The organism is Flavobacterium sp. 270 (assembly GCF_004368785.1).
GTDB lineage: Bacteria > Bacteroidota > Bacteroidia > Flavobacteriales > Flavobacteriaceae > Flavobacterium.
Window position 1 is genome coordinate 166,651 of the sequence record NZ_SODM01000001.1, and the last position, 22,686, is coordinate 189,336.

22 protein-coding genes are annotated in these 22,686 nt (G+C 32.1%); 3 read left to right on the forward strand and 19 right to left on the reverse strand.

Annotation, left to right across the window (positions count from 1 at the left end):
• Window positions 1–21 precede the first annotated feature (21 nt).
• From hisA to EV144_RS00835, 10 genes are all read right to left on the reverse strand, one after another.
• The gene (hisA, locus tag EV144_RS00790; RefSeq protein ID WP_134145219.1) at window positions 22–744 is read right to left on the reverse strand and encodes a 1-(5-phosphoribosyl)-5-[(5-phosphoribosylamino)methylideneamino]imidazole-4-carboxamide isomerase; all 723 of its coding nucleotides are present in this window, start codon (window positions 742–744) and stop codon (window positions 22–24) included.
• Between the two features lie 104 nt (window positions 745–848).
• Entirely contained in the window at window positions 849–1,439 is a 591-nt protein-coding gene (gene hisH, locus EV144_RS00795) for an imidazole glycerol phosphate synthase subunit HisH (RefSeq protein WP_134145221.1), read from the reverse strand.
• Between the two features lie 92 nt (window positions 1,440–1,531).
• Window positions 1,532–1,882 (reverse strand): nuclear transport factor 2 family protein, encoded by a 351-nt coding sequence (locus EV144_RS00800; RefSeq protein WP_134145223.1) that lies wholly within the window; start codon window positions 1,880–1,882, stop codon window positions 1,532–1,534.
• A 56-nt stretch (window positions 1,883–1,938) separates the two neighbouring features.
• Window positions 1,939–2,340: an SMI1/KNR4 family protein gene (locus tag EV144_RS00805; protein WP_134145225.1), complete on the reverse strand. Its 402-nt coding sequence runs from the start codon at window positions 2,338–2,340 to the stop codon at window positions 1,939–1,941.
• An 89-nt stretch (window positions 2,341–2,429) separates the two neighbouring features.
• Window positions 2,430–3,566, reverse strand: coding sequence for a bifunctional histidinol-phosphatase/imidazoleglycerol-phosphate dehydratase HisB (gene hisB, locus EV144_RS00810; protein ID WP_134145227.1), 1,137 nt, complete (start codon window positions 3,564–3,566; stop codon window positions 2,430–2,432).
• A 114-nt stretch (window positions 3,567–3,680) separates the two neighbouring features.
• Window positions 3,681–4,730 carry a histidinol-phosphate transaminase gene (gene hisC / locus EV144_RS00815; protein ID WP_134145229.1) on the reverse strand — a complete coding sequence of 350 codons (1,050 nt, stop codon included), beginning with the start codon at window positions 4,728–4,730 and terminating at the stop codon, window positions 3,681–3,683.
• 89 nt (window positions 4,731–4,819) lie between these two features.
• Entirely contained in the window at window positions 4,820–6,103 is a 1,284-nt protein-coding gene (gene hisD, locus EV144_RS00820) for a histidinol dehydrogenase (protein WP_134145231.1), read from the reverse strand.
• A gap of 169 nt (window positions 6,104–6,272) precedes the next feature.
• Window positions 6,273–7,130: an ATP phosphoribosyltransferase gene (gene hisG, locus EV144_RS00825; RefSeq protein ID WP_134145233.1), complete on the reverse strand. Its 858-nt coding sequence runs from the start codon at window positions 7,128–7,130 to the stop codon at window positions 6,273–6,275.
• A 296-nt stretch (window positions 7,131–7,426) separates the two neighbouring features.
• Entirely contained in the window at window positions 7,427–8,842 is a 1,416-nt protein-coding gene (locus EV144_RS00830) for a sensor histidine kinase (protein ID WP_134145235.1), read from the reverse strand.
• The gene (locus EV144_RS00835; RefSeq protein WP_134145237.1) at window positions 8,842–9,507 is read right to left on the reverse strand and encodes a response regulator transcription factor; all 666 of its coding nucleotides are present in this window, start codon (window positions 9,505–9,507) and stop codon (window positions 8,842–8,844) included. Before EV144_RS00835 ends, EV144_RS00830 begins: the two co-directional genes overlap by 1 nt.
• 183 nt (window positions 9,508–9,690) lie before the next feature.
• Between EV144_RS00835 and EV144_RS00840 the strand changes: the two genes are divergently transcribed.
• Window positions 9,691–11,781 (forward strand): LTA synthase family protein, encoded by a 2,091-nt coding sequence (locus EV144_RS00840; protein ID WP_134145239.1) that lies wholly within the window; start codon window positions 9,691–9,693, stop codon window positions 11,779–11,781.
• A 78-nt stretch (window positions 11,782–11,859) separates the two neighbouring features.
• Window positions 11,860–12,885 (forward strand): threonine aldolase family protein, encoded by a 1,026-nt coding sequence (locus tag EV144_RS00845; RefSeq protein ID WP_134145241.1) that lies wholly within the window; start codon window positions 11,860–11,862, stop codon window positions 12,883–12,885.
• Window positions 12,886–13,030: 145 nt separating this feature from the next.
• Here the strand turns inward: EV144_RS00845 and EV144_RS00850 are convergent, their stop codons facing one another.
• On the reverse strand, window positions 13,031–14,029 hold the full coding sequence (locus EV144_RS00850) for a zinc dependent phospholipase C family protein (RefSeq protein ID WP_134145243.1): 999 nt from the start codon (window positions 14,027–14,029) through the stop codon (window positions 13,031–13,033).
• Between the two features lie 184 nt (window positions 14,030–14,213).
• On the opposite strand from EV144_RS00850, the gene EV144_RS00855 reads away from it, so the two are divergent.
• Window positions 14,214–15,167 (forward strand): hypothetical protein, encoded by a 954-nt coding sequence (locus EV144_RS00855; RefSeq protein WP_134145245.1) that lies wholly within the window; start codon window positions 14,214–14,216, stop codon window positions 15,165–15,167.
• A gap of 4 nt (window positions 15,168–15,171) precedes the next feature.
• Here EV144_RS00855 and EV144_RS00860 read toward each other — a convergent pair whose 3' ends face one another.
• The 8 genes from EV144_RS00860 to EV144_RS00895 all read right to left on the reverse strand — a co-directional run bounded on the left by EV144_RS00860 (window position 15,172) and on the right by EV144_RS00895 (window position 22,680).
• A complete protein-coding gene (locus EV144_RS00860; protein WP_134145248.1) occupies window positions 15,172–16,137 on the reverse strand; it encodes a YeiH family protein in 966 nt (321 codons plus the stop codon).
• A gap of 74 nt (window positions 16,138–16,211) precedes the next feature.
• Window positions 16,212–17,108, reverse strand: coding sequence for a LysR family transcriptional regulator (locus EV144_RS00865; protein WP_134145250.1), 897 nt, complete (start codon window positions 17,106–17,108; stop codon window positions 16,212–16,214).
• A gap of 86 nt (window positions 17,109–17,194) precedes the next feature.
• Complete coding sequence (locus EV144_RS00870) at window positions 17,195–19,222, reverse strand: hypothetical protein (protein WP_134145252.1); 2,028 nt, start codon at window positions 19,220–19,222, stop codon at window positions 17,195–17,197.
• 81 nt (window positions 19,223–19,303) lie between these two features.
• The gene (gene fabG, locus EV144_RS00875; protein ID WP_134145254.1) at window positions 19,304–20,050 is read right to left on the reverse strand and encodes a 3-oxoacyl-[acyl-carrier-protein] reductase; all 747 of its coding nucleotides are present in this window, start codon (window positions 20,048–20,050) and stop codon (window positions 19,304–19,306) included.
• Window positions 20,051–20,260: 210 nt separating this feature from the next.
• The gene (locus tag EV144_RS00880; protein WP_134145256.1) at window positions 20,261–20,482 is read right to left on the reverse strand and encodes a hypothetical protein; all 222 of its coding nucleotides are present in this window, start codon (window positions 20,480–20,482) and stop codon (window positions 20,261–20,263) included.
• A 214-nt stretch (window positions 20,483–20,696) separates the two neighbouring features.
• Window positions 20,697–20,879: a hypothetical protein gene (locus EV144_RS00885; protein ID WP_134145258.1), complete on the reverse strand. Its 183-nt coding sequence runs from the start codon at window positions 20,877–20,879 to the stop codon at window positions 20,697–20,699.
• A gap of 85 nt (window positions 20,880–20,964) precedes the next feature.
• Window positions 20,965–21,237, reverse strand: a complete 273-nt coding sequence (locus tag EV144_RS00890) for a hypothetical protein (protein ID WP_134145260.1) — start codon at window positions 21,235–21,237, stop codon at window positions 20,965–20,967.
• Window positions 21,238–21,339: 102 nt separating this feature from the next.
• A complete protein-coding gene (locus EV144_RS00895; protein ID WP_134145262.1) occupies window positions 21,340–22,680 on the reverse strand; it encodes a DUF4302 domain-containing protein in 1,341 nt (446 codons plus the stop codon).
• Between the last annotated feature and the right edge of the window lie 6 nt (window positions 22,681–22,686).

Here is a 22,686-nt window from a genome sequence, read left to right on the forward strand (position 1 = left end):
TCTAATTTTCCAATTGACAAATTATCTAATTATAAAGTTTTCTAGTTGTTTTAGGGAAATTCTTCCTTCGTAAATTGCTTTTCCTATAATTGTTCCTTCACAACCTAATTCCGCTAATTTTGGTAATTCATCGAAAATTGAAATTCCACCCGAAGCAATAAGTTTTATGCCGCCCGCTTCCGCTAAAATCTTCGCATACAAATCAAAACTTGGACCTTCTAACATTCCATCTTTGGCAATATCAGTACAGATAACATATTGAATTCCTTTACTTTGATAATCCTGAATAAACGGAACTAAATCTTCATTTGAATCTTCTAACCAGCCTGAAACAGCCACTTTTTCATCTTTCGCGTCAGCGCCTAAAATAATTTTATCTGAACCGTATTCTGAAATCCATTTCTGGAAAATTTCTCTGTTTTTTACCGCAATACTACCGCCAGTTATTTGATTTGCACCGCTTTCAAAAGCAATTTTTAAATCAGAATCTGCTTTTAAGCCTCCGCCGAAATCAATTTTTAAACTCGTTTGCGTCGCAATTTGTTCTAAGATCTTATAATTGACAATTTTACTCGATTTTGCACCGTCTAAATCTACTAAATGTAAATATTCAATTCCGTGCGCTTCAAAAGATTTTGCCACTTCAAGCGGATTTTCGTTGTAAATTATTTTAGTATCGTAATCTCCTTTTGATAAACGAACGCATTTTCCGTCAATGATATCTATGGCTGGTATTATTCTCATGTTTTTTATTTTAGATTTTAGAGTTAAGATTTTAGATTTCTTGTAACTTTAAAATTGATATTTTGATTGTAATTGATTTTTGATATTGAATTGGAATTTGGAATTTAAAAATTTGGAATTTTTAAAAAATTACCCAAGATCTTTTCCCCAACATCCCCGCTTTTTTCCGGGTGAAATTGTGTTCCGTAAAAATTATTTTTATGCAAAGCCGAAGCATATTCAACGTCGTAATTGGTTGTCGCAATAGATTCTTCGCAATTTGGCGCGTAAAAACTGTGTACCAAATACATAAATTCATTTTCGGCAATTCCATTAAACAAATCCGATTTTAAATCATAAATCTGATTCCAGCCCATTTGTGGCACTTTTACGTTTTGAGTAAATTTAATTACATCAACATCAAAAATTCCTAAACCTTTTGTATTTCCTTCTTCAGACGATTTACACATCAATTGCATTCCGAGACAGATTCCTAAAACGGGTTGTTTTAGCGTTGGAATCAAACTATCTAAACCGCTTTCTATCAGTTTTTCCATTGCCGAACTTGCTTCGCCAACGCCAGGAAAAATCACTTTATCTGCCGATTGAATTTCTTCTGGATTATTACTCAAAACGGCTTTAAAACCCAGTCTTTCAATAGCAAACATAATGCTTTGAATATTTCCTGCGCCGTAATTTATGATAACTATTTTCATTTATTTTTTTGTTTGTTTTATTTTGTTTCAAGTTTCAGGTTTCAAGTTGCTGTAGAGAACTTGAAACCTGAAACCTGAAACTTGAAACAATTTCATAGATCCGTATAATGAGCAATCATTTTATTTACCAATCCGTTTTCGTTAAAAAACATCACTTCAACTGCTTTTTTATCCATGATCGATTTGTAATATAACGCTACAGAATTTACGCCCGAAGTCACATCGATTAATTCAAACTTCAAATCTGGAAATTTTGCTAATGCTTTTGCCCAATATTCTTTCACATTTTCTTTACCAGAAAGTGAACCGCTTTCAATTCCACCCGCTAATTTTATCATGGGCGTTGTAATTTCAAGATCATCAGTATAATGCTTCATGACATCTTCTAAATCATGCGAATTCCATGATTTTATCCATTCTTCTGCAAATTTATTGGCGTTCATAGATTTTTGTTTTTTTGTTTCAGATTTAAAGTTTTAAGTTTCAGGTAATACCAAATTCAATATAATATATCTGAATTTGAATTCAATAGTTGAATAAATTCCTCGAAAGTATTACAAATTTTATCCGATGTAATATCCATAATAATACCTTCTCCACTTTTCACATATCCAAATGTATAACAGCTTATTAAATAATCGCAAAATGGTACATAATCCTTGTTCTCTGCAATTAAATACTCCTTAGTGATTCTTTCTATTGGCCATAAAGAAAACATATCTTTATTCCACTCTCCTTCAACAAAACCATTAACCTTTTGATAAAAAGCTTTAAAATTTTCTGGAAATTTAAAATCTAACTTACTCTCAAATTCAGAAATTAAAGCTAAAGATATTCCTTCTTGTAGTTTTACATTTGTTTGAGACCAAATTGCAATAGTCAAATCATATAAATCCTCCATATTAATTTTATTTCAGGTTTCAAGTTTCAGGTTTCACGTTCTGTTGAGCAACTTGAAACTTGAAACCTGAAACTTGAAACTATTTTTTTTTAAAGCATTCCCTTCGTTGACGGTAAAATCATTTTTTCTGTATCACGTTTTACCGCTACTTTTATTGCTTTCGCGAAAGCTTTAAAAATTGCTTCAATTTTGTGATGCTCGTTTGTACCTTCTGCTTTTATGTTGATATTGGCTTTTGCACCGTCTGAGAAAGATTTAAAGAAGTGATAAAACATTTCTGTTGGCATTTTACCCACCATTTCACGTTTAAATTCCGTTTCCCAAACCAGCCAGTTTCTGCCGCCGAAATCAATCGCAACTTGCGCCAGACAATCGTCCATTGGAAGACAGAAACCGTAACGTTCGATTCCTAGTTTATTTCCTAACGCTTTCGCGAAAACTTCTCCAAGAGCAATCGCCGTGTCTTCGATTGTGTGGTGTTCATCGACTTCAAGATCACCTTTCACCAAAATTTCCAAATCCATTTGACCGTGACGTGAAATTTGATCTAACATATGATCAAAAAAGGCAATTCCAGTTTCAATTTTACTTTTTCCGGTTCCGTCAAGATTTAAATCGATGAAAATATCTGTTTCATTTGTTTTTCTTGTGATTGATGCCGAACGTGCTTCTAATTTTAAAAACTCATAAATCTCTTTCCAATCCATTGATTGTAAAATGATTGTTTCGTTTAATTCTTCTCTTTTAGACGAAATTTCATTACTCCCAATTCCGTCTGTATTGTTCATGAAAATGGCTTTTGCACCAAGATTTTTCGCCAACTCAACATCAGTTAAACGATCGCCTAAAACAAAAGAATTCTCCAAATCATATTCTGGATTGTTTAGATATTTAGTCAGCATTCCGGTTCTTGGTTTGCGTGTTGGCGCGTTATCTTCTGGAAAAGAACGGTCTACAAAAATATCATCAAACAAAACACCTTCATTTTCAAAAGCTCTTAAAATGAAATTTTGCGTTGGCCAAAACGTATCTTCCGGAAAACTATCTGTTCCTAAACCGTCCTGATTGGTTACCATTGCCAATTCGTAATCTAATTCTTTGGCAATTTTGGCCAAATATTGAAATGCTTTAGGATAAAACTCTAATTTATCTAAGCTGTCTAATTGATATCCTTCTGGTTCTAAAACAATCGTTCCGTCACGATCGATAAAAAGTACTTTTTTCATAATTTATCTTTTCTGCCACAGTTTTTTTGCCACGAATTTCACGAATTACACTAATTTTTTAAATCTGCTTAATCTGCAAAATCTGCGTGCTAAAAACTTGGCGGTCTTATATTTTTATTTTAATAACTTCAATTCTTTAATCAAAGCTGCATTTTCTTCTGGAATTCCAATAGTAAAACGAAGACAGTTTTCACATAAAGGCTGTGTTGTTCTGTTTCTGATTACGATTCCTTTTGCAATTAATTCATCATATCTTTTGTTAGCGTCATCTACTTTTACCAAAACAAAATTGGCTTCTGTTGGATAAATTTTCTCCACAAAAGGCACTTCTAGTAAAACTTTAAGTAATTCTTCTCTTTGTTCAATAATAGAAGCTATTTCTTGTTTTATTTTATCCGAATCTTTTAAACGTTCGATTGCTCTTAGCTGTGTTAATTCATTAACATTATAAGGCGGTTTAATTTTATTTAAAACCGAAATCACTGCTTCTGAACCGTAACAAATTCCTAATCGAATTCCGGCTAAACCATACGCTTTAGAAAGTGTTTGTGTAATCACCAAATTCGGATATTCATCAATTTCTGTCAGCCAGCTTTCTTTGTCTGAAAAGTCAATATAAGCTTCATCAATTACAACCAAACCTTTAAAATTTTGAAGCAATTTCACCACGCTTTCATCCGTAAAAGAATTTCCGGTTGGGTTATTTGGCGAGCATAAAAAGATGATTTTGGTATTATCGTCAACAGCATCTAAAATCTTCTCGACTTGTGGCTGAAAATCTGTAGAAAGCAAAATTTCTCTGTTTTCTACCGCGTTTATATTCGCTAAAACGCCGTACATTCCGTACGTTGGCGGTAACGAAATAATGTTATCTGTTTTTGGTTCGCAAAAAGCTCTAAAAAGTAAATCTAAAACTTCGTCACTTCCATTTCCTAATAAAATCTGACTTGATTTTACTTTATTATTTTTAGCCAAAATAGCTTTCACAGAACTTTGCTGTGGATCTGGATAACGATTTACACCGTTCTGAAACGGATTTTCATTGGCATCCAAAAAAATCATATTGGCAGTATTAAAATCTTCAAACTCATCGCGCGCAGACGAATATGGTTTTAACGATTTTACGTTTTCTCTGGTTATTGTATTTATATCGAAATTATTCATTTTCTTGTTTTTTTTTAGAATATAGAAAATAGAGTAAAGAGAATAGACTTTCATCTTGTTCTAAATCTATGTTCTATATTCTATTTTCTTTAATCTATACTCCTTAATCTAAGCGTTACAGCGTTTTTATGAGCTTGTAAACCTTCGGCTTCAGCCATAACTTCGATTGCTTTTCCGATGTTTTGAATTCCTTTTTCTGAAATTTTCTGAAATGTCATTGATTTCATAAAACTATCTAAGTTTACACCGCTGTAATTTTTAGCGTAACCGTTTGTTGGCAAAGTGTGATTGGTTCCAGAAGCATAATCTCCAGCGCTTTCCGGCGTATAATTTCCGATGAAAACAGAACCTGCGTTTAGAACTCCGTTACAGTAAAAATCATCATATTCAGAACAGATTATAAAGTGTTCCGGACCGTAATCGTTGATTAAATCTAACGCAATCTGATCATTTTCTACAAAAATCAATTTTGAATTTTCGATTGCTTTTTTTGCAATTTCTTTTCTCGGCAATTCTTCGATTTGTGTTTGAACTTCTTTTTCAACAGCATCGATTAATCTTTTTGAAGTCGAAACCAAAATCACCTGACTGTCTGTTCCGTGCTCTGCCTGTGACAATAAATCTGAAGCGACAAAAGCAGGAACTGCTGTATCATCGGCTACAATTAATAATTCTGAAGGTCCGGCCGGCATATCAATTGCCACTCCAAACTGCGTTGCTAATTGTTTTGCAACCGTTACAAATTGATTTCCAGGGCCGAAAATCTTATATACTTTTGGGATAGATTGTGTTCCGAATGTCATTCCGGCAATTGCCTGGATGCCGCCTACTTTTAATATTTTGGTTACACCGCAAAGATTTGCCGCGTACAAAATTGCTGGATTTATTTTTCCTGTTTTATCTGGTGGCGAACATAAAACAATTTCTTTACAGCCTGCAATTTCTGCGGGAACAGCGAGCATTAATACGGTTGAAAACAAAGGCGCTGTTCCGCCTGGAATGTACAATCCAATTTTCTGAATTGGTCTTTTTTCCTGCCAGCAGTTTACACCTTCTATCGTTTCTATCGAAATTCTCTCTGTTTTTTGAGCGCTGTGAAACTTATAAATATTGTCTTTTGCTAACTGAATAGCTTCTTTTAATTCACTTGAAATCAAACCAATTGCTTCCTGAATTTCTTCTTTAGTAACTTCGTAATTATCTAAAGCAATTCCGTCAAAGATTGAAGTGTATTTTGCTACGGCTTCGTCGCCTTTTTTCTGTACTTCTTTGAAGATTTCCTTAACCGTAACTTCAATATCGTCTATCGTTTTGGTTGGTCTTTTTAATATTTCAGACCAAGTATCTTGTTTTGGATTATCTATTTTATTCATAATATTTTATATTAAATTCCAAATTTTTTAAATTCCAAATTCCAATGTTTGGCTTAAAATTTTACCGCAAAGAGAGCTAAGTTTTTTATTCTCTTACTTTAAAAACGCAAAGTTCGCAAAGCTGTTGTTGAAGTTTGGAATTTGGAATTTTTTAATTGGAATTTCTTTTTTACAACACCATTTTCTCAATCGGACAAACTAAAATCCCTTCTGCTCCTACTTCTTTTAACTGATCGATTACGTCCCAAAAAGTATCTTTATCAATAACCGAGTGCACACTGCTCCAGCCTTCCTGCGCTAAAGGTAAAACGGTTAAACTTCTTAAAACCGGAAGGATTTTTCCAACTGCGTCGATTTTATCGTTTGGAACGTTCATTAAAATATATTTCGAATTTCTCGCTCTTAAAACAGCTTGAATTCTAAATTTTAAAGTATCGATGTGCTTTTGGATTTCTGGAGAAACATTTGGAGAAACAGCTAAAACTGCCTCACTTTTCAAAATTACTTCAACTTCTTTTAAGTTGTTTTTGAATAAAGTACTGCCGCTTGAAACAATATCAACGATTGCATCTGCAAGTCCGATATTTGGAGCGATTTCTACAGAACCAGAAATTTGGTGAATGTCTACCGTTAATCCAAAAGAATTAAAATATTCGTTTACGGTGTTTGGGTATGAAGTTGCAATTCTTAATCCTGCTAAATCCTGAATAGAATTGTATTCTAAAGTTTTAGGAACGGCTACAGAAACCTTACATTTTGAGAATCCTAATTTTTGAACTACTTCGATTCCTTTTCCTTTTTCGACTAATAAATTATCGCCTACAATAGCTAAATCTACAACGCCGTCTAATAAATATTGCGGAATATCTGAATTTCTAAGATATAAAACTTCTAAAGGAAAATTTGAAGCTTCGGCTTTTAATTGGTCGATTCCATTGTTGATAGAAATACCGCAGTCTTTTAAGATTTGAATGCTTTCTTCGTTTAAACGACCTGATTTTTGAATTGCAATTTTTAAAGTACTCATTTTTTTTTAGTTTTTTTTTTGATTAATAGTCTGAGTACAAAGAATTGGAATTAAAAAACCCGTTTGATGTACTCAAACGGGTTTTAAAATATGATGATTTACATGCATACCATTAACACATCGCTTGAGAGCAATAATGAAAATGATGATGATGCAATTGAATAGAAATCATGATTTGTTGTATTTTGTATTCTTTGATTCGGTTGCAAATATACTAGTTAATTTCATAAAAAAGCAATTTTTAATTTAACTTAACGGTAGTTTATTGTTAAAAAAAATATCAAGCTCGATTTTTATTAGTTTTCTTCTATTGACTCAAACGTTGTAGATTTTTCGTTAAAAACTAAAACAACAGTTGTTCCTATTCCTATTTTACTTTCTATTTGAAATTTTATATGTAGTAGTTCTGTCATTCTTTTTACAATAGACAAACCAAGTCCTGTTCCTTTTATTTCTGAATGAAGTGTTGAATTCGATCTAAAAAATGGATTCATAATAGACTCCAGATCTTCTTTTTCAATTCCTATTCCGTTGTCTGAAATGGTGCAGTTAATTCTGTTATTTTCTTTGGCTAATGCAATGGTAATTTTGCCATTATCATTTGAATATTTTACAGCATTAGAAATAATATTTCGAAGAATGGTTACGACCAGATAATTATCAGAATAGATATAAAAATCTTCTTTTGCTTCAAAAATCACATCCATTTTTTTCGTATTGATTTTCTCAGAATTTAATGTCAGGACATCCAAAACTACGGCGTTTAAATAAACCGATTCTGTATTTATATTCTGCTTTTGGTTTTCAAAACGAGCCATTAAAAGCAGCTGATCTACTAACGAATTTAGATGATCAACTTCATTTATACAATAATTAATTTTTTCTTCATATTCCTTATTATCACGTGGTTTACGAATTAAAACTTCAAGTGTTCCTTTTATTACTGTCAAAGGCGTTCTTAATTCGTGTGAAGCATCAGAAGTAAACTGTTTTTCACGTTCAATTGCATCTTCAATTCTGTTCAATAAATTGTTTATTGTTTTAGAAAGTGTAAACAATTCGTCACGCGTTTTTGGAAGTGCAATCCTTGCTTTTAAGTTGTCTTTGGTAATTATTTTAGACGTATTTATGATCTCATTTATTGGTTTTATACTTCGCCCTGCAAAAAATCTGGCAATCATAAACAGCAATACTAATATAAATGGAAACGCAATTAATAAGGTATCAAAAAGGTTTTTTAAGACTTTAGAAGAGTCTGAAAGTGACATTGCAATAATCAAATAGCCGACTTTTTTTGATTTTATATGAAGCGGAATTTGAATCTGACGAATTGTATTGTTTAATAATTTGGTGTCAAATAATTGATAATGTTCTACACTATCATGAAACACAAGGGTTTCGTTCTTTAAATTAGGTGATTTTTCGATTGTCTTTTTATTCAAATCAAAAAACTGGACAAAAACAGGATTTACATCTACAGAATTATGTTCGCGTTCTTCCCATTCTTCGGCGTCCATAAAAATTACTTTCTTGTTTTCAACTCTGATTTCTTTTAAATGATCGTTTATTTCAATCATCAAATTTTCGTCAATATGCTTGTAAACCGTAAATTTTACCGTAAAATAAATGGCTGAAAAAACCACCAAAATCAACAATCCTGTTGTAATAATATAGTTTAATGCAATTCTGTTTTTAAAGGATAACTGTGCCATTATAAGTCGTTTGCGATATAACCAATACCGCGAATTGTTTTAATATAATCTTCTTCTATCTTAAGATTGAGTTTTTTACGAATAGCGTTCATAAAAACATCAATTACGCCGGTATCGTACTCAAAATGAATTTCCCACACATCTTTTAAGATCTGGTTTCGGGTGCAGACTTTGCCTTTATTCTGAATCAAATATTTTAATAACTCAAATTCTCTTTGTGTAAGGGCTACTTCTTCATCGTTTTTTAGGACAACGTGTTTCGATAAATTAATGGTTATAGTGCCCAAAGAAAGGATTTCTGAATCTTTTTGATTTCTAAAATGCACTTTTATGCGTTCTACCAATTCTTCAAAACTAAACGGCTTTTTTATATAATCGTTTGCGCCGGCTTTTAAACCTTCTATGGTTTCCTGAACGGTATCTTTTGCAGTTAAAAAAATAATCGGCGTTATTTTATCTTTAATTCTAATGGCTTTGCATAAATCCAGACCATTAATTTTTGGCAGCATCCAATCCAGCAGAATCAAATCAAATTGCTGGCTTTGAATTAATTCAAAACCTTTTGAACCATCATCTGCAGTGGTTATCTGATATCCTTCTTCCTGAAGTCCTTGCTGCAAAAACTGAACAATACCTATTTCGTCTTCAACTATTAGAATATGCATGTAGATTATATTATAATTTGTTTGTCAAAGATAAATATTTTAGAACGCAGAAATCGCTTAAAACCACGAGAATACACAAAATATTCATCTTAAGCAAACTTTAAGTTAACACTAAGAAAGGTAATAGTATAACTTAATCTGGTATTAATGAAGTGTAAGTAATTTTGTAAAAAAAATAATACCATGAATTTTTACAAGAAACTTTCCCCTTTTTACAATCTTGCTTTATTCTATTTTATAATAAGTTTTCTGCTTCGTATTGTCTTGTTTTTTCATCCCATTACGCAGAGTTCTTTTACTATAATCCAAAGTTTAAAAATCTTTGGTTTAGGAATTATTTCTGATTTTTTTGTTTTTGTTATCGCCAGTGTTTTTTTATGGCTGTACCTTATTTTTATTTCAAATTCTAAATACAATAAGCCTTCAGGGTACATCATTCTTAGCTTTTTTGTTCTTCTGTTTCTTTATATTGCTTCTGGAAAAAGTATTCTTGACGAATATGGCGGTGCTTTGCCAAGAATTGTTTTAATTTTTATCGGAATCAAAACAACTCTTTTTGCGCTTTTGCTTTTTCTTCCAAAACATAGGGATAAAATTAGATTTTGGCTGTTTGCTTTTGTGATCTTTTTATATGTTTTATTGATTCTTCAAAATGGTTTAAGTGAATATTTCTTTTGGAATGAATTTGGTGTAAAATACAATTTTATTGCCGTTAATTATCTGATTTACACTAATGAAGTGATCGGAAATATTATGGAATCTTATCCTGTAGTTCCGATATTTTCTGCTTTATTTTTAGTGACTGGAATTTTTACTTATTTCATTCTAAAAAAATCCAGAGCTTATATTAACGACATTCCAACTTTCAGCGAAAAACTAAAAATCTCGGCATTGTATATTGGTTTGTTTTTAATTTCCTTAATCGCAATTCCGACTTTGGCAACAACAGAAAATTCTAAAAATGTTTTTGTTAATGAATTACAAGCTAATGGTTTGTATAAGTTTTATTTGGCTTTTGAGAATAATAAATTGGATTATTTTAAATTTTATAAAACAATTCCAAACGAAAAAGCTTTTGCTATTTTAAAACAGCAGTTTCCGAATATTTCAGGCGAAAATACATCGAGAGTTATAGAAAGTGATACTGCAGAAAGTCATAAAAATGTGGTTTTAATTACGATTGAAAGCTACAGCGCAGAATTTATGAAACAATATGGCAACAAAGAAAATATAACGCCATTCTTAGACAGTTTATCTCAAAAAAGTCTTCAGTTTACCAATTTATATGCTGCAGGAAACCGCACCGTTCGTGGACTTGAAGCGGTTACGTTGTGCCTTCCGCCAACTGCCGGCGAAAGTGTGGTAAAACGTGAAGACAATAAAAACAAATTTTCTACCGGCGCTGTTTTTAAACAAAAAGGCTACAACGTAAAATTCATGTACGGCGGTGATGCATTCTTTGATAATATGCAGGATTTTTATTCTGGAAACGGCTATCAAATTATAGACAAATCCAGCTTTTCGCCAGAAGAAATTACGTTTTCTAATGTTTGGGGCGTTTGTGATGAAGACATGTACAACAAAGCTATAAAGGTGATGAATGCTGAAGCGAAAGAAAACAAACCGTTTTTTAATCACATTATGACTGTGAGCAATCACAGACCATTTACCTATCCGAATAATAAAATTGATATTCCGGGTGATATTAAATCGCGCGACGGCGGTGTAAAATATACCGATTATTCGCTTAAAAAATTCTTTGCAATGGCAAGTAAACAGCCTTGGTTTAACAATACTGTTTTTGTAATTGTGGCAGATCATTGCGCTTCGAGTGCCGGAAAAACACAGCTTCCACTAGACAAATATAGAATTCCGGCGTTTATTTACCGTCCGGGAGTAAATCCGGAAAAGTGTACTAAATTAATGTCTCAGATCGATCTTATGCCAACCGTTTTTGGTTTGCTTCATTTTGATTATCACAGTAAGTTTTTTGGTCAGGATGTTTTAAAACCGCATTATAAACCTAGAGCTTTTATCGCTACGTATCAGGATTTAGGTTTAATAAAAGATAATGTTTTAACGATTTTATCGCCTAAACAACAAGTAAGACAATTTCATTTAACGATGAATAAAAAAGAAGACATTGCGCATGATTATCAGATTTATTATGATGAAAAACCATTAAAAACAGAAAGAACTGATTTGGTAAACGAGACGATTTCGTTTTATCAAACCGCTTCGGATATGTTGAAACAAAAGAAATATCAGATGTAATTATTTTCGATTATACGAAAGGACTTTTATATTTTTGTAATACGATTTAAATTGAAATAATTACCGATAATATAAAAAATGTACAATTTTAAAAACGATTACTCTGAGGGTGCACATCCTAATATTTTAAATAAATTAATAGAAACTAACCTAGTACAACAATTGGGTTATGGCGAAGATGATTATTCTATTGAAGCTAAAGAATTACTAAAGAAAAAAATAAACAATCCAGATGCGGTAATTTATTTTTTATCAGGTGGTACGCAAACCAATCTTATTGTTCTTGCATCCTTATTACGTGCTCACGAAGCCGTTATAAGTGCGAAAACCGGACATATTGCATCAAACGAAACGGGCGCAATAGAAGCAACGGGACATAAAGTAATTACTATTGAAACTAAAGATGGAAAACTAAAACCGTCTGATCTTCAGCTTACATTACAAGAACATTCATTAAGACCACACGTTGTAAAACCAAGAATCGTTTACATCTCAAACTCTACAGAAATTGGTACAATTTACACCAAAACAGAACTTACTGCATTGTCTGAGTTTTGCAGATCAAATAATTTGCTGCTTTATTTAGATGGCGCAAGATTAGGACACGCTTTAACTGCAGCGAATAATGATTTGACCTTGGCTGATGTTTCGCAGCTTACCGATATGTTTTACATTGGCGCTACCAAAAATGGCGGTTTAATTGGTGAAGCAATTGTTTTTAATAAACTGGAACTTGCCACAGATTTTGATTATGTTTTAAAACAAAGAGGCGCTTTACTGGCAAAAGGACGATTATTAGCGATTCAGTTTTTAGAATTATTTAGAGATGATTTGTATTTTACTTTGGCAAAACACGCTAATGTTATGGCGCAGAAAATATCGGATGCGGTAAAAGAAAAAGGATATTCTTTTTTAACGGATTCTACCACAAATCAAATTTTCCCGATTTTACCAAAAAATGTTATCGAAAAACTAAACGAAAAATATCTTTTTTATGTTTGGAAAGAAATTGACGCAAACCATTCTGCCGTAAGATTAATTACTTCCTGGGCTGCAGATGAAACTCAAGTTGACGCTTTTATTAAGGATTTAAAAAGTTTATAAGTTTATTCAAAGCCACAAAGGCACAAAGACGCAAAGAGACAAAAATTAAAGCATTAAAAAAGCCTCAAATTCTAATGAATTTGAGGCTTTTCTTTATCCGTATTTCAACCTGAAACCTGAAACCAAAAGAACTTAAAACAAACTTTTAGTCATTCTGATTCTGCATTCCAAAAAGGTAACCACTTTGAAATAATTTTAAATCATCTTTTAAAGCTTGGTTGTTTCTTTGTGTAACCGCTGATGAATCTAAACTGCTTAAATCTGGTTTTCCGGCATTTACCCATGCAGTGTACCAAAAACTAGCAGTTGCAGAAATGGCTTTTCTCATTTGACTTTCCACCATTCCATTTAAATCCTTATGCAATTTTGTTGCATATTCATCCGTAAAAACAGCCGTATTGTATTTAGTTTTTAATATTTTCCCATCAGCATCTTTTTTAAATACTTCGCCTTCCGGAGTAGAAGTTCTTAGCTTTTTATCGATGTCCAATAAAGGTTTTACCAAACTATGTGTATCATTAATCATATCCCAAGTCGCTTTATGAACGTCTTGATAATATTGCGCTTCAGGAACATTTAATTTGTAATTTTTAGCAAATAATTCCGGTAATTTACTTTCCCAAAGAGAGTGAATCCCTTTTTGATCGCTCAATTGTCCGTCATGATTTGCAGAAGTATGCAATGGCATGTGCGCATCACCAATATAATGACCTAAATCTGCAGCAAGAAATAAAATTTCTGCTCTGTTTTTATTTTTAAATGCTGTGGTTAATTTCACCATTAAATCTTCAATGTACCAAGGAAGAATCCCGTTATCATTTAAGAATTTTGCATCGTATTTCTTTTTTGCAGCTTCCATAGTCTGCGGAATACTATCTACAGCCCCGAAGTTTTCCATGTCAAAATAATGTCTTGGATTTTCGTCTTTGTAATTTAAAGCATACTTACGAATGTCCGGCACAGAAGCTTCCTGCGTAATAAAATCGATGTGATTGTAAAAGAAAACCTGAACAGGTCTTGGCAATGCCATTACAGCAGCTTTATTAATACGTTCGTGACCTACAATTCCCCAGGATAATGTCAAAAATCCAATTCCTATAATTGCAAAAGCAATTAGTTTGGATTTCATTTTAAAGTTTTTCATTTGCAATTTGTTTTTGAAGTACAAATCTATTTCTTTTAAAGATAATACAAAAGAATACTAATTAATATTCTGTTAATTTAATTATTATTTGTTTTTATATGCTATAACTAATTTAAGTTCATTTTTAAATTATAGTTCAAAAGTTCTTATTAAATTTGAACTATATAATCCTAAATTCTGGTACATGCGCTTTATTAAATCTATTATTTTCTTTCTGCTTTTTACCTCAATCTGTGTCGCTCAAGACGATATTGTACAACTCAAAAATGTTACCGACACTATTTTAAACACCAAAAGAACCTTATTTGTAAAAGGACAATTAGACGGTGTAAAAACCATGCAGAAATTATTTCCCGGAAAACTATATAATTTATCAGATAAAAATACTTTTGTAAGCTGGAAATGCAAAAACTGCAAACCTGCTCCTTTTATTGATGCAAATGGCGAAGAAGGAGATCAGCAATTTCCTTATACTAATGGCGTTGCTACAAGACTTCTAGCTAATATTGATTATGCAGATTCTAAGGGAAATCAATTTAAATTATTGGTTTTCAATCATTCTGTTTACGATGAAGACGGTTTGCAAACTAGCAGATTTACAGGCGGACTTTTGGGTGTTGCTAAATTTGCCAAAAATAATGATGTTTGGGAAATGAAATCTTTTCAGCCTGCAATTGCCGCTTTTGGTTCTTTTGCACAATCTCCAACTCCTAAATTAGTTCAGATTGGTGAAGATCAATACGCACTCGCATTAACCCATGCAAATGGCGGAGCCGGCGCACCATACAACGGTATTTTATATTTAATTGCCGGATTTGATGGCAAATATCAGTCCTTGATGGAGGTAAATTATTATTCTCTTTTTAATAGCAGTAGTTCAGATTGGTCCAGTTCTTATACTGTAGTTACAGATAATAATAAAAAGTTTTTCCGTGATTTTGTAATTACAACCACAGGTTCATACAAAAAAGCAAAAGGAACCGAAGATGATTACGAAGTTGATTTACCGGAAGAACTTGCTGCAATGGCAAAGACTAAAAAGCAGTTTAATTTTGTGATTGAAAAACATTTTTCTTTTAAAGGAAAAAAATACAATCAAATTGGTAAACCTGTTGTTAAGTTTTCAAACGTAAAATAATCAATTATCCCAGATAAAGTATTGAAGCTAAACCCAAACCTGCAATAAATACCCAAAGAAAAACACCTTGCAACAAAGGCTTTACTCCTACTGATTTTAAAGTATTTACGTTTAAAGTTGCTCCAATTAAAAATAAAGTTATAGTTAAACCAATTTTGGCAATACCAACAATATGCGGCGCAATAATGGCAGTTGCGGGAACATAAGTATTAAGGAGCATTGCCAAAATAAATAATCCTATAAAGTAAGGAATTTTGATTTTACTGTTTTTATTTTTGAATAGTACGGCAGTAAAAATAGAAATTGGAATAATCCATAAAGCTCTTGCCAATTTTACTGTAGTTGCTATCTGCAAGGCTTCGGCGCCGTATTTATTGGCTGCACCAACAACAGAACTCGTGTCGTGAATGGCAATGGCGCACCATAAACCAAATTCTTTTTGAGAAAGATCCAGTTGATGTCCAATAAAAGGGAAAACAAATAATGCGATAGAATTTAATATAAAAATCACGCCCAAAGCAATTGAGGTTTGATTTTCGTTTGATTTGATTACAGGTGAAATTGCTGCGATGGCGCTTCCTCCGCAAATAGCTGTACCGCAAGAAATTAAGTGTGATGTTTTTTTATCGGTTTGAAACCATTTTCCTAAAAGAGTTCCGAAGATTAAAGTGCTGAAAATAGAAAATATAGTAAGTGCAAAACCTTCTTTTCCTGCAGAAACTGCGCTGGCGGCGTTCATTCCGAAACCTAAACCAACAACAGAAAATTGCAATAAAAAAGTAATCGCTTTATGATTGAAGGCTAAAAATGGATTTCCGAAAACATTGACTATTATTACTCCTAATAGCAGCGCTATTGGCGGAGAAATTATCGAAAACACACATAAAAGAATTACCACAACAAAAAACGCCTGTTGTAGATAAATATTTACTTCAAATAAATGTGATGCTGTTTGTTGCCGCGTTTTCAAAATAAGGTATTTAATAATTACCTTACAAAGGTCTGACGATTATATTGAATTCGCCAATCGTAAATTACAATCGACTATAACTTTAAGTTATAGAAAGAAGAAATATTTTCAATAAACAATTCAGATAATGGATCTGATTTGCCAAGTAAAGTAATAATAAAAAAGTGTCTTTCTATAGATAAGCCTTCAACATCTAATACAATTAATTCGTTATTTTGAAGCTCCTTACCTACCGCGTGTATTGACATAAAAGCAAAACAATCAGAATTCAATAAATAGGACTTTATGCTTTCTGTGCTTCCTAACTGCATTTCGATCTGCAAATCGGTTATTTTTACATCAACTTGTTTTAAAGCATATTCTATAACTTCAAGTGTTCCAGAACCACGTTCGCGAGTGATGAATTTCATTGCTTTTAAATCTTCTAATGAAATTTCGTTTTGCTGTACTAAAGGATTTTTGCTGTTACAGACTAAAACCAATTCGTCTTTTAAAAACGGAATGTATTTTATAGATTGATTTTTGGTTTGTCCTTCTACAATTCCAATCTCAATTTCTTTGTTGATTAAAGCATTTTCGATTTGTTCTGTATTTCCGTTTAACAAATTGACTTTTATGTCTTGCTGTTTTTGGTGAAAACGCGCTAAAACGGGTGAAATAATATATTGTGCAATTGTTGTACTTGCACCCAATCGTAACAATCCCTGACGATTGTCTATAAAAGTGCTTAAATCAAAATCTATTTCACGGTATATTTCAAATATACTTTTAGTATGTTTTAGGAGGATTTCTCCGGCTGGAGTTAAAGCAATTTTAGAACCGTTTCGTTCAAAAAGCTTTGTTTTATAAGTTTCTTCTAATTCCTGAATGTGTTTGGAAACGGCTGGCTGTGAGATATAAAGTTCCGTCGCAGCTTTTGTAAAGTTGAGCCTGTTTGCAACGGTATAAAAAACTTTTAGCCGGAAGTCCATGTTTTTTTTTATTTTTTGTTTCAGGTTTAAAGTTTCAGGTTTCAGGTTCTAACCTTTGTCCCTTTGTTACTCTGAACCTTTGCAACTTATAATAACCCATTATACTTTCTAATGAACCATTCTGAAGTTAATAGAACTGCAATTAAAATTAGCAACCAAACCCAGTCAATAATTGGAGTTTTAGTTGAAATATTTTTTTCGATCGATTTGTACTCTTTGTTTTCTAAAAGTGTATTAATCAAATTATCGGCTTGATTTTCAAAGAATGCTTTTCCGTTAGTTTGAAGTGCTAATTGCTTTAATTTTAGAACGTCTGGATTTACAAATTGTTTTTCGATATCAAAATCTAAGATTTCAAAATGACTTGAATAAGTGGTATTTGAATTCAATTCTTTTACAGAAAAATTATATTTTCCTGCTGCTAAACCGTCTAGATTGGCAGAGAAAGAATTGTTTCCTTTTAATAAATCGTAATTTTTGGTTTGTTTTGTCGATGCATTTGTTACACTTATCGTAAGTCTTGCTTTTTCGTCAAACTCATAATTTTTATTGAAATATTGCGCATTGATAACAATTGCTTCTCCAGAATTGTAAAAGCTTTCGTGTGTTACTACCAATGATTTTTTGGAAGCGCTTGTTGCTAAATATTGAACAATTTTATCAATAAAAACATCATATTTCTCAAAAGATTGATTGTCGATATGACTTTGTAAACGCCATTTCCAGCTGTTTTCTCCTAAAAGAAAAGCGGTGCGTTTTCCTTGATTTTCGGCGAAAGCCAATAATGGTGCATTTGTAGAAACGTTTCTAATTTTTGATGAAAGTAAAACCGAGACATTTCCGTTTGTTGTAACGGTTCCGAATACATTTTGCAAAGGCGGAAAATTTTCAAAACCTATATTATCGATTGCAAATAAATTAAACTGCGATTGAAATTCAGATAAATAATCTTCGCGTTGTCCGCTCATTTTAAAATCTAAATTGTTTTGCTGTTGATTTAGAAAATTAAAATCGGTGTTGTTTCCTGTTATGATAAAAGTATTTCTTCCTGCCAATTTGTTGTTGTCAAAAATAGGTTTAAAAGCAGTTGTTGGCTGGTATAAAATTAAGATTGAAGCATCTTGTAATAAATTGATTTCATTGGGTTTAACCAATATTACTTTACGCTGTGCATTAGATTCGATTGAGCGTTTCAGCGCTGCAATATCGGGATGATTTATAGACGATACAATCGCAATAACTGACTTTTGATCTATTACTTCTACCGCAAAATTCTTTATATTATTATAGCTGTTTTTTTCTTTTGCATTTGATGAAACGGATGCTCTAAAAACCTGTAATCCTACTTTGTCTGCCGGCAATAATAAATTTAAAACGGCTGTTTTTTTAGATGGCGAAAAAGAAACTTTTTCTTTTGCTACAACTGAATTTCCTTGTGTAATTGTAAAATCTGCATTTGTGGTTTTGTCTCCGGCATATTGCAGAAAAACTTCAACCGGAAATTTATTTTTGTGAAATGCATATTTATTTACATTTAACTGGTTGATTTTTAAATCCAGAAATGTGGTTGTATCTCCCACAACCAAAGGATAAACTTTATTAACCGGATCAAAACGATATACATAATCGTTTCCGGTAGTTTGATTTCCGTCGGTAATAATAACGGTCGGGAAAATCAGGTTTTTATTAATGCTTTTTAAATTCTTGGCTACCTGATCTATATTGGTTTGTTTTCCTTTAAAATCAAATTGTTTTGAAGATTTAAAATCGGCATCAAATTGATAAGACTGAATATCAAATTTCTCCTGTATGGCAGGGTTTGAAATGATTTTCTGGTATAATTCGGCAGCTTTTTTGTCTGACTTTAAAGCTGCTATAGAACTTGAATTATCGACTACAACTGCCAAAGGTGTTTTGGTAATTTCGAGGGCATTTTTAGTAATTATTGGGTTAATCAATAAAAGTAATAATCCAAAAATGGCCAAAAAACGTAAAAAAGCCAAAAGCAAAGTCACATTAGACTTGCTTTTGGCTTTAAAAAAATATTGAAAATATGACAAACCACCAGCTATTACTAAAGAAAGTAATAATAATAAAATCGTGTTTGTAGTCATATATATAATTTAATAAAAAATGGAAGAAATAATTCAAAGATTAGAAACCTCTGAACCTTTGCAACTTAGAACCTCAGTTTCTTAGGTTAACATTCCTCCACAAACATTAAGAACTTGTCCTGTAATGTATGCACTCATATCTGAAGCTAGGAATAAACAAGCGTTTGCAACATCTTCTGTTGTTCCGCCACGTTTCAACGGAATTCCTTCTCTCCATCCGTTTACTACATCTTCACTTAATTTTGCTGTCATTTCAGTTTCGATAAATCCTGGAGCGATTGCATTGCAACGAATGTTACGAGATCCTAATTCCAGAGCTACAGATTTTGTAAAACCAATTGCACCTGCTTTAGACGCTGCATAATTGGTTTGACCTGCGTTTCCAGATACTCCAACTACTGAACTAATGTTGATAATTGAACCTGCGCGTTGTTTTAAGAATGTTCTTTGAATTGCTTTTGTCATATTAAAAACAGATTTCAAGTTTACATCAATTACCTGATCGAAATCAGCTTCAGACATACGCATTAACAAGTTGTCTTTTGTAATTCCGGCATTATTGATCAAAATATCAACTGTTCCGAAATCAGCCAAAACAGCGTCAACAAAAGTTTGGGCTTCATTAAAATCTGCTGCATTTGATTGGTAACCTTTTGCTTTAACTCCTAAAGCGTTTAATTCAGCTTCTAAAGCTTCTGCAGATGCAGCCGACGAACTGTATGTAAATGCTACGTTTGCTCCGTGTTTAGCAAAAACTTCAGCAATTCCTTTTCCGATTCCGCGGCTTGCGCCAGTAATGATCGCTACTTTTCCTTCTAGTAATTTCATATTAAGGTATTCGTTTTTTATTTTTTGAAATACAAATATAGATTATTTGGGCGTTTTATAAAATTTGTCGCAGAAAAAAAGGCTTTGCAGCCTTGAATATTTCTGTTGTTGTTTAAAGATAAAATTCTTTAAAAGTAAACTAATATGATTTGAACATAAAAACAGCTATCAAATATGACAGCTGTTTTCATTATTTTAATATAAAATATATCAGCAGATAATTGGAGGTGCAAAATCATCATTAGGATCTGGACATAATGTAGGTATAATTCCAGGATTATGAGCACATGGATAAAACGGATATGATGAAGGTGAAGAGCCTGCAGGCGCAAAAACTATGCATCGGGGTTGCGTATCTCCTCCTGTAATAGTTTTTAGCTGTTCTCTGGAAAGCAATTCAATTCTTTCAAAATTTAAAATTTTCTTTAGCATAATAAAATTAGTTATTTAAAATTTTTATCTCTCATACGCTTTAATGTCCGATGAGCTCCAGACCTAAAAAAATAATATAATTCGTTCATTTATAGAGATTAAATATATAAAATAAATTCAAATATGTAAGTTTTTATTTAAAAAAAAGACAGCTCAACCTGAACTGCCTTTTATTAAAATCAAAACTAAAATCTTAAAAGTAATACTGTTTGTATTATTGATCTTTACTTTCTTTTTTCTTTTTTATATTATCAAAAATAATACAAGCAACTGCAATGATTATCGACAGATATAGATAAGTTCTTAAATATTCATAGAATTTTTCGTTTACAATTAGAAGTCCTATTCCCCAGAAGAAAATGGCAATTGTTGATGGTGTGAGAATTTTTTTGATCATAGTGTTTTAAATTAATTTAAACCGTGATATTATAATATTAAAAAGCAATTCAAACTAAATTGTCTTTTATCGAAACGAAATCTTACTAAATATGATCGTGTTTGGTGATAAAGAAAAATACACCAAGCAAAACAGCCATAATCAACATTCTATAAATAGAGGAACTAAAAGAATTCGTATGATTAAGTTTGTCTTCTTTCTTTTGCTTTACAAGATCGAATATCAGTATTAAAATGATGATTGGCAGTGACAGGTAAAAATAATACATCGTGTAATCTGAATAGATGTTTGATATAAGGATGTAAATCAAAAACCATAATAACAAAACTATATTTAATGATGAGAAATATTTCTTCATAAAATTCAAATTTTAACTGGTTAAACATTAAAAATATTTATTAAAAAAGCAGCTCAGTTAAGAGCTGCTTTTCCCAAAATAAAAAAAATCAAAACTAAATTTTTACAATTGGTATGTTGTTATTCTGAAATTACTGCTTGAACTGGTGATTGTCCAGATTTGATTTGAGAAAGTTATTTTAAAAATTTCTTTTTTAATATACAATCCACCAGCATTCATAAACTCTGCATCTAAATCTTTTAGGAAAGCAGGCGCTGCTATGTATGCAGAACCATTATCCCATGAATCATGATTTAGAATTATTGTTTTATTAGTTGCATTTTCTGATGTCGTTAAATTATGATAAAGACTTGCTTTACCTCCATTAAAACGATACTCAATGTAAGTTCCGAAAGCAGAATTGAAATAAATTTGTATTCTGCTAAGTTGCTGATTGGCTGGCAATGTTGCATTAACTTTATCTAATAATGTTTTGGCATATTTAGATGTTGTTGGAGCTGTATATAAATTAGCAGCGATATAACCCAAAACAATTTGAGGTTTACCTGTTAATAAAGCTTTATAATCATCATTAACAATTAATGGTCTGGTAGTATATTTTATGACTGCTGTCGCTCCTCCTGTTCCGGTAGCAGTAAAACTTCCGTCTGCAGGATTATACACAAATACAGATAGCTTTTGAGTCCCTACAAGTACCGCCGGACTTACTACTATGCCTGTTGGTGAATAACCAATTCCCATATTGTAACTCATAACATAACCTGCTTCTATAGAATTAGCCGTAGCAAATCTTGTAACCGGACTAAAGCTAAAATCATATTGGTGCTTTGTTGTTCCGTCGTTAGTTTCTAATAATCTGAAAAGCGGACGACTGTCTGCGCCTACTACATTTTTCTCCATATCTAGATTTAGATGAAGATTTGTCCAGTCTTCTGCTTTTGCTTTTACAAAACGCAATTCTATACCTGATCTGTTGGTTTTAAATATAATTTCTCCGTTTTCCTGACCATAGTAAAGAAACTGAAAATCACCTAAATATCCTTTTGCTCTTAATGCCGGAATTGGATAATTGTCTGATTCTGATAAAAGATGGATTCTGTTTCTGGTAGTAAATACTAAACTTACAGTACTTCCTAACTGAACTTGATATTCACTTTTGTATATAGCTGTATCAGCATCAAAATCTGAAGCCATCTGCACTGTTCCATCAGCAGCAAATTTGAACAAATGTGTGTAACCGCCTAAAACAGTATCATCTGTAAAATAAACTGCTTTCCATCCAAATTCTGAAGAAAGCAATACGTTGTTTAATTCTTCTTTTTGAGCATTTAAACGCTCTGTTGGTGTTTTTTCAAACAATTGCTCCGCCTCTGTTGCATTGCTGCAGGCGCTTAACTGCAATATCAGAATTCCTGCAATTAAGTATTTATATATGTTTTTCATAATACT

What these genes read in the sequence shown, in the direction of transcription:
- hisA (WP_134145219.1), bottom strand. Translation starts at nt 744, where the DNA reads ATGAGAATAATACCAGCCATAGATATCATTGACGGAAAATGCGTTCGT.
- hisH (WP_134145221.1), bottom strand. Translation starts at nt 1,439, where the DNA reads ATGAAAATAGTTATCATAAATTACGGCGCAGGAAATATTCAAAGCATT.
- EV144_RS00800 (WP_134145223.1), bottom strand. Translation starts at nt 1,882, where the DNA reads ATGAACGCCAATAAATTTGCAGAAGAATGGATAAAATCATGGAATTCG.
- EV144_RS00805 (WP_134145225.1), bottom strand. Translation starts at nt 2,340, where the DNA reads ATGGAGGATTTATATGATTTGACTATTGCAATTTGGTCTCAAACAAAT.
- hisB (WP_134145227.1), bottom strand. Translation starts at nt 3,566, where the DNA reads ATGAAAAAAGTACTTTTTATCGATCGTGACGGAACGATTGTTTTAGAA.
- hisC (WP_134145229.1), bottom strand. Translation starts at nt 4,730, where the DNA reads ATGAATAATTTCGATATAAATACAATAACCAGAGAAAACGTAAAATCG.
- hisD (WP_134145231.1), bottom strand. Translation starts at nt 6,103, where the DNA reads ATGAATAAAATAGATAATCCAAAACAAGATACTTGGTCTGAAATATTA.
- hisG (WP_134145233.1), bottom strand. Translation starts at nt 7,130, where the DNA reads ATGAGTACTTTAAAAATTGCAATTCAAAAATCAGGTCGTTTAAACGAA.
- EV144_RS00830 (WP_134145235.1), bottom strand. Translation starts at nt 8,842, where the DNA reads ATGGCACAGTTATCCTTTAAAAACAGAATTGCATTAAACTATATTATT.
- EV144_RS00835 (WP_134145237.1), bottom strand. Translation starts at nt 9,507, where the DNA reads ATGCATATTCTAATAGTTGAAGACGAAATAGGTATTGTTCAGTTTTTG.
- EV144_RS00840 (WP_134145239.1), top strand. Translation starts at nt 9,691, where the DNA reads ATGAATTTTTACAAGAAACTTTCCCCTTTTTACAATCTTGCTTTATTC.
- EV144_RS00845 (WP_134145241.1), top strand. Translation starts at nt 11,860, where the DNA reads ATGTACAATTTTAAAAACGATTACTCTGAGGGTGCACATCCTAATATT.
- EV144_RS00850 (WP_134145243.1), bottom strand. Translation starts at nt 14,029, where the DNA reads ATGAAAAACTTTAAAATGAAATCCAAACTAATTGCTTTTGCAATTATA.
- EV144_RS00855 (WP_134145245.1), top strand. Translation starts at nt 14,214, where the DNA reads ATGCGCTTTATTAAATCTATTATTTTCTTTCTGCTTTTTACCTCAATC.
- EV144_RS00865 (WP_134145250.1), bottom strand. Translation starts at nt 17,108, where the DNA reads ATGGACTTCCGGCTAAAAGTTTTTTATACCGTTGCAAACAGGCTCAAC.
- EV144_RS00870 (WP_134145252.1), bottom strand. Translation starts at nt 19,222, where the DNA reads ATGACTACAAACACGATTTTATTATTATTACTTTCTTTAGTAATAGCT.
- fabG (WP_134145254.1), bottom strand. Translation starts at nt 20,050, where the DNA reads ATGAAATTACTAGAAGGAAAAGTAGCGATCATTACTGGCGCAAGCCGC.
- EV144_RS00880 (WP_134145256.1), bottom strand. Translation starts at nt 20,482, where the DNA reads ATGCTAAAGAAAATTTTAAATTTTGAAAGAATTGAATTGCTTTCCAGA.
- EV144_RS00885 (WP_134145258.1), bottom strand. Translation starts at nt 20,879, where the DNA reads ATGATCAAAAAAATTCTCACACCATCAACAATTGCCATTTTCTTCTGG.
- EV144_RS00890 (WP_134145260.1), bottom strand. Translation starts at nt 21,237, where the DNA reads ATGAAGAAATATTTCTCATCATTAAATATAGTTTTGTTATTATGGTTT.
- EV144_RS00895 (WP_134145262.1), bottom strand. Translation starts at nt 22,680, where the DNA reads ATGAAAAACATATATAAATACTTAATTGCAGGAATTCTGATATTGCAG.